The following is a 6058-nucleotide window of genomic DNA, read 5'->3' on the forward strand; positions in this document are numbered from 1 at the left end:
TTCCTAAAGCTGGATCAGGGCAGCGGAGTAGAAGTACATAGTAAGCAATCACTTACACTAAAAGCCAATGATATCACCTTTGCAGGTAAAAGCATCTCCATGAGCGCAACAGAATCCATGCGCTTAACATGTGGCACCAGCAGTCTCGTTCTTGACAGTATCACCGATATGCAAGGACAGGTTGTGAGAATGGAAGGCTCCAACAAAGCACCTGTGTCTGTATCCAATAAATCGGGAGACGGAGTTGACCTTGGCTCTGCATTAGACGTCATGGGCATGATCCCTGTTGGTGGGGGTGGTGCTTAATGAAAGGCTTTTTTAAAGCAGTCGGCAATTTCCTTGGTAGTATCCCTGTCGTTAGGACAGTTATGAAAATAGGTAAGAATGTGTGGAAGGGAATCAAAAAATTCGGGAGAAAACTAGGGAAATTTATAAAAAGGTTTACGAAAAAATTGGGCAAGATCTATACAAAGGCACGAAAAAGAGCAAGAAAGCTCAAAAGGTGGCTCATCCGACGGGGGAAGCGTATTTATAAGGCGGGAGCGCTCTGGTTAAGAAATACTGTCCAGAAGGGAGCACGATGGGTACAACGGACGTCAAAACAAGTGTACCAGAAGGCAAATCAATATTATAACAAAGCTGTAAGCGTAGTAAAAACCACTGCAAAAGAAGTTGCCCAAACCTATACGGCAATAGAAAAAGGAAAGCTTGATGCAACAGTAGATATAATGAAAGATATTTACGGTGAGGCAAAAAAATTTGTTGCCCACCCAATTAGATATCTAAATGATTCAATAGCTGGTACAGTGGAAGGTGTAGCGAATCTAGCTCTCCACCCAGTTCAAACAGTTACTGCGATAAAAGATTCGGTAAAAGACACTATTGAGAAAGATGTCATCAATGGGGATGCATATTCACGATCATACTTTGGAACTAAAACAACATTAAGCGTGGTCAAGGAACTTTTCGGTAGAAAAGGTACTGGTCTTTTGAACAACATTCCTATTCCTATTTCTAAGAACGGTATAATAACGAATACAACACACCCTAACCTAAGTAAAGATCCTAAGAAGCCTAATGAGACTGGAGGATCACCTCATGAGAAGGTGAATTATGGTGATCATTTCACTAAGAATGGTAGAAAAAAAGTTTTAAAACCAAATGTAGAATACAAATCACCAGATGGTTATACTTATCGTACGGATAGCAATGGACGTATTATCGATTGTGAGGGAACTCTTTTATTAGGTACAGCAGACCGAAATGCTTACGCACAGAGGACAGTGGGAGGAAAATACAGAAAACCTGATGACGGTGGACATTTAATAGGAGCACAGTTTAGAGGGCCAAAGGATATTGATAACTTAGTTCCACAAAATAGTCAGATTAACCGTTCTGGTGGTGAATGGTTCAATATGGAGACTGAATGGGCGAATGCTTTGAAAGAAAATCCACCGAAAAAAGTTACTGTACAAATTAATCCGATATATTCTGGGGATTCAATGCGACCAGATTCTTTCGAAGTAACTTACCAAATAGGGAATAAAAAAGAAGTCACTAGAACAATACTAAATCAACCTGGAGGTTAGTAGGATGGAAGAGCAGATGAATGATTTATATAGAGAAATAGCAGAAACAATAAATGAGTTGATACCAGAAGACTGGGAAGATTTTTATTTTAACGGTGAGGTAGAAAATGGAGAGGGAGGGGTTTTCTTTTTTTTCAAACCAACAAATAAGCGTGATTATGTTTATTGTCGAGATATTTTGAAAAAATATAATATTAATTCAGAGATATATAATAAATTGATGAGAAATTTATTGAAAATCACAAATAGTCTAAAGAATTTATTTTTAGAAAATGGACAAGAGCCTTGGTTTTCAATTACTATGAAACTTACATCTGAAGGAAAGTTAAATATAGAATATGATTATACTAACTGGAGAGAATCAAGTTTTGGCCCTTCCGATAGGTTGGAATACTGGGAATGTAAGTATCTGAATAATATCCCACAAGATGAAAGTGATAGAATTAAAATTGATAAAATGAAGGAATTTGAAAATAATAATTGAAGGAATAATTTCAGGTGATTTATCCAAAATTTTGTACGAGTTCATATTAAAACCTCAACAATACAATATCCTAATAGCCTATATAAATCGACAAATGTGAATTTGTTTCATATGTTGTTGGTGGAGGATAAAAAATATTTAGGTCATAGCTCCAAGATAATACGATTTAGGAGATAATTTTTGCGAAGCACTTCATAGTGAGTGGTATAAAAATTAGAAGTTATTACTATTTAAAATAAAGGATAAATGAGATTTATAATCTAGATTTTTAGTGATAATCTTTCTAAGACTTTCCTAATTAAGAAAAAATAAAATATTCATTTCATACTACCTTTTATGGTTCGTATGGGATGAATATTTTTTATTTAAAAATTTTTTGTACTGAACTACCGATGGTGGAGCAGGATAAGGTATCATATGTGATTGAATTGAAAAAACATAAGCACTCGGTGACCGTGACCTTATCCAAAATAGGATCTAGTGTTTAAGCCCATTGCTTGCATGCAACAAGGTATTCTTAGCTTTGAATATCTATTTGCTGTCGGAGGCAGGCATTCGCCAAGGGAGACTAGCATACCCTCCTTTTTAGGAACAGCGGTTGAAGGGAACGTACTAGAGTAGATGTTAAACATGTGTTGAAATCGTTCAGTATCGAAGATGTATCTGATGAGCAATTGACTGAAGATGAACAAGAAAAGTTAGCTGATCGAATTAAAAGTGTTTTATCTAATTTAAAATGAAATAATAGTTGTTTATCTCCAAAGGACAATAAGAAAAAAACTATTTTCTAATTAGACAAATAATTTCTTATTATCTTGAGCCCATAAACCATACATAACAGTGGTTAAATGGGCATTTCTTATTTTTAGAATCATGATTCCTGTGGAAGGACATAATGTTCTTGATGAGGCAACGAAAAGCAACATTACTATTAGGGATATTAGGTGAGGTTAATCTTTTCACAGAGTTAAATACTTGTTAAAGTTGCACAAATGTTATATTAGAATTCAGAAAAAATATCTTAATATAAAGTTAAATAACTTTACAAATAAATACAGTAACTCCATAAGGATTAAGATTTAAGGTGGAATGTGCTATGAATAATAATGTTCATTATGAAAGTATCAAAGATTCTGTTGTATATAGTTTTGAAGAATATATAGAAGATGATGGATTTACGGCATCACAATCTGCAGCAAAAGTATTTGAAGAAGATTGGAGAGAGCTAAATTATAATGCTTTTACAAAAACTGCATATTATATTTGTGTTGCAATTGAGTGTTTTAAACTTAAAGAAATACCAGATTTTATATATGAAAATTTAGGTTTATATATCAATAGTAATGAATTTAAAGGTGATGCTAATAAAGAAGATATAGAACAGTTATTGCAAGATATAAATAAATGTATACAATTAATGGGAACTGAAGATTATAAGGTTATTGAATCGAGCTTTGGTGCTAAATCAAGAATTGAATATATTCTTAGTTTAAAGCCGTAATTAAACAATAGTAATTGCCGAAGTATTACAATTGAAGTTGTTTTATGAATAATTTATTTATCTCACTAAAAAGTACTTGATAGCTTTTTTGAATTGCATCCTAAAAAATAAGGAAATCATAGCTTTTAACGTAATAGTTGAAACTGTGATTTCTTTTTTGCTTGAGCAACGTGTGCTTTTACAATCTGTGAGAACGGTAGGACAATATGGCGAGCGACTGAATCTGAACAGACTTCAAGGCAAGTGGCGACTAAGAGAAATATCCAAGAACTTGAACCTTACTATATTTCTGACGGATGGACATTTAATAGGAGCACAGTATAGAGGGCTAGACGACGAAGTTTTCAACGGAGGCATTAAATTTATTAGAACCGTAGCCCATCGACATTCTTCTGAAAAGTTCACTAAATATATTAGTGGCACTTACGATAAACTCATAAAATTGAAGAATCCAATTGGGTTAGTGAGTTACAGGAGATAAGTTCAGAGTGGCAAAAAATGATTTAAATCATTTTGTACTATATTTGGATAGCTATGAATTTGTCGCACACGAGTTATGCATTTTAGACATCAAGGAAGGAGGCTTAAGTGAGGAGTATAATAAGGATTTCTAAAAACTTAGCAAGGTGGTTTCTGTGTTACGTCATGTACCTTGGGTATATGAAATAGAGTTGGTTAGGCAGGGATGGGTAGACCTTGAACAGTTACTTTCAGCGCCTGATAGTCATGGAGTAAGACTTAATCGAGACGGAACAATTAAGTGCTTTATTGACAAATAAAAAGGAGTAGTTAGTTTGGAAAATCTTGAAATTATTCTAGAAAACTTCCGAAAAGATGAGTTAGATAAACTAGTGTTTGAAGAACTTAAGATTAGTTCAACAGAAGTAAAGTCATCTCATTTCTATGATAAGAATAGTGGAGATGATGTTGAATTTCATCAAATTAAAAGTTTCCAGGAAATACTCACTCCTTTAGGGACAGGAAATGTATTTCTGAACCAAATAGAAATAGGATGTAGCTTAAATAATGTTATGATAATATTTTCCTTTGATAAAGATACAGGGGATATTACTCTTAATTTTTCAGAAAGAGAGTTATTAGTAGGTGAGAGAACTGAAATAAAGCTGAAAGCTAAGAAAATAGTAGAATCTCTTTTAGTTCTAAAAGTCAAATATGATATTCCAAAAATAAGAATCGGTTTTGAACCTGCATCCGATGATGATAGTTGCTTAATGGTGATTGGTCAGGAAGTAAATGTTTTAGAAAGTGCTATTGAACAAATTTTGAGATAACGCTTAAAACCTATAGAGGCACATTTAAAGTGTACCCTTTGTAAAGGACATTTTAAAAATGGGCAACTTATTAAAAATGTATCTTATAGGATAGACATTTTGAAACAGAAGTATCTCAAAGTGAATCGCAGTTCTTATAAAATGTTCAATTTAGTGTTGACATTCCAGTAAATTATTTTTAAAACCTTGAGGATCTATGCTTTTCAAGGTTTTTTCTTGAACCAAAGAAATAAAATATACTAATATACCCTATAAATTACCGATAAACAGATGTTATAGGAAGTAAACTAGGTGGTACTGTTAGCATTTGCAAAAGGTAAAGGTTCTAAAGTTGAAATGCCAAATGGTGATAAATCTATTATAGCAAGGGTCATGGAAGCAGGCTCTGGGGGCGAAATGAACCATATTTTAGATTTAGTATTGATGGCAAAGGTTAGTGAGTGAAAGTCAAAAATATATCGAACAATACCCTGAGAAGCGTGATAATATTAATGATCTCTTAAAAGTAATAAATATCAAGTTTGGTTTGAATTAAGATATTACTGATATAATACAATGCAAGGTTTCTTTTTGGAAGGGGCTATCTAGTGCCGAATTTGTCGGGCGGCTAATTTCAGTTAGACATAATAACGCAGTTAAGCCTTACTCCTAATGACTTTGTATTTTGGATGAGTCAAGGGTGAATGTTTTGTTTCTTTAAAATAGATGAGGGTGAAGATCCCGCAGTCTATTTTTATTCTGAAGGCAAAAAGAAAGATGGTTTTTTTATAAGATTACAGATACTTTTACAGAATTTTTTACATCGTAGGTATATTAAAGATAAATATATTTTTCAAAATAGGGATTAAAAGATTATTTTAATATACTATGGATATTTTTATCTCACAAAATCATAATTGCTTCATTACAATAGTTATTATCGTAAGCTAAAAGCCTTTCATCTACTCAAACAGTTCATACAACCAACCATTTTATTGGTAAGTGTGAGCTGTTTATTTTTGCATTTTGACAAAGTCGACATTCTTTGAAACAAGTTGTCTTTACATATGAATGAAAGACTAAACATTCCTTCCCTGTCAGGCGCAGCGATTGAGGGAAAGGTATTAGAGGTCAAGAAGGATCAAGTACGCCTGCACCTATCCATTGATGAGGCACAAAAAAAGGAAGAAGCCACATGGTTCTCACTTGCTAC

The 6058-nt window shown here is 33.4% G+C and carries 6 protein-coding genes and 1 pseudogene; all 7 read left to right on the forward strand.

Annotation, left to right across the window (positions count from 1 at the left end; translation table 11 throughout):
• Positions 1 to 306, forward strand: a pseudogene (locus tag ACQKN2_RS24935) (contractile injection system protein, VgrG/Pvc8 family); the annotation flags it as partial.
• Positions 306 to 1589 (forward strand): DNA/RNA non-specific endonuclease, encoded by a 1284-nt coding sequence (locus tag ACQKN2_RS24940; protein ID WP_427417318.1) that lies wholly within the window; start codon positions 306 to 308, stop codon positions 1587 to 1589. The pseudogene ACQKN2_RS24935 and the gene ACQKN2_RS24940, both read left to right, overlap by 1 nt.
• A 4-nt stretch (positions 1590 to 1593) precedes the next feature.
• Complete coding sequence (locus ACQKN2_RS24945) at positions 1594 to 2073, forward strand: immunity protein YezG family protein (protein ID WP_427417319.1); 480 nt, start codon at positions 1594 to 1596, stop codon at positions 2071 to 2073.
• A 1096-nt stretch (positions 2074 to 3169) separates the two neighbouring features.
• Positions 3170 to 3574, forward strand: a complete 405-nt coding sequence (locus ACQKN2_RS24950; RefSeq protein ID WP_427417320.1) for a hypothetical protein — start codon at positions 3170 to 3172, stop codon at positions 3572 to 3574.
• Positions 3575 to 4062: 488 nt separating this feature from the next.
• Positions 4063 to 4188: a hypothetical protein gene (locus ACQKN2_RS24955; RefSeq protein WP_427417321.1), complete on the forward strand. Its 126-nt coding sequence runs from the start codon at positions 4063 to 4065 to the stop codon at positions 4186 to 4188.
• Positions 4189 to 4368: 180 nt separating this feature from the next.
• Positions 4369 to 4866, forward strand: a complete 498-nt coding sequence (locus ACQKN2_RS24960) for a hypothetical protein (protein WP_427417322.1) — start codon at positions 4369 to 4371, stop codon at positions 4864 to 4866.
• A gap of 291 nt (positions 4867 to 5157) precedes the next feature.
• Entirely contained in the window at positions 5158 to 5310 is a 153-nt protein-coding gene (locus ACQKN2_RS24965; RefSeq protein ID WP_427417323.1) for a hypothetical protein, read from the forward strand.
• Positions 5311 to 6058: the final 748 nt, after the last annotated feature.

The organism is Lysinibacillus sp. NPDC093688 (assembly GCF_050280145.1).
GTDB classification, from domain to species: Bacteria; Bacillota; Bacilli; order Bacillales_A; family Planococcaceae; genus Lysinibacillus; species Lysinibacillus xylanilyticus_B.

What these genes read in the sequence shown, in the direction of transcription:
- ACQKN2_RS24940 (WP_427417318.1), top strand. Translation starts at nt 306, where the DNA reads ATGAAAGGCTTTTTTAAAGCAGTCGGCAATTTCCTTGGTAGTATCCCT.
- ACQKN2_RS24945 (WP_427417319.1), top strand. Translation starts at nt 1,594, where the DNA reads ATGGAAGAGCAGATGAATGATTTATATAGAGAAATAGCAGAAACAATA.
- ACQKN2_RS24950 (WP_427417320.1), top strand. Translation starts at nt 3,170, where the DNA reads ATGAATAATAATGTTCATTATGAAAGTATCAAAGATTCTGTTGTATAT.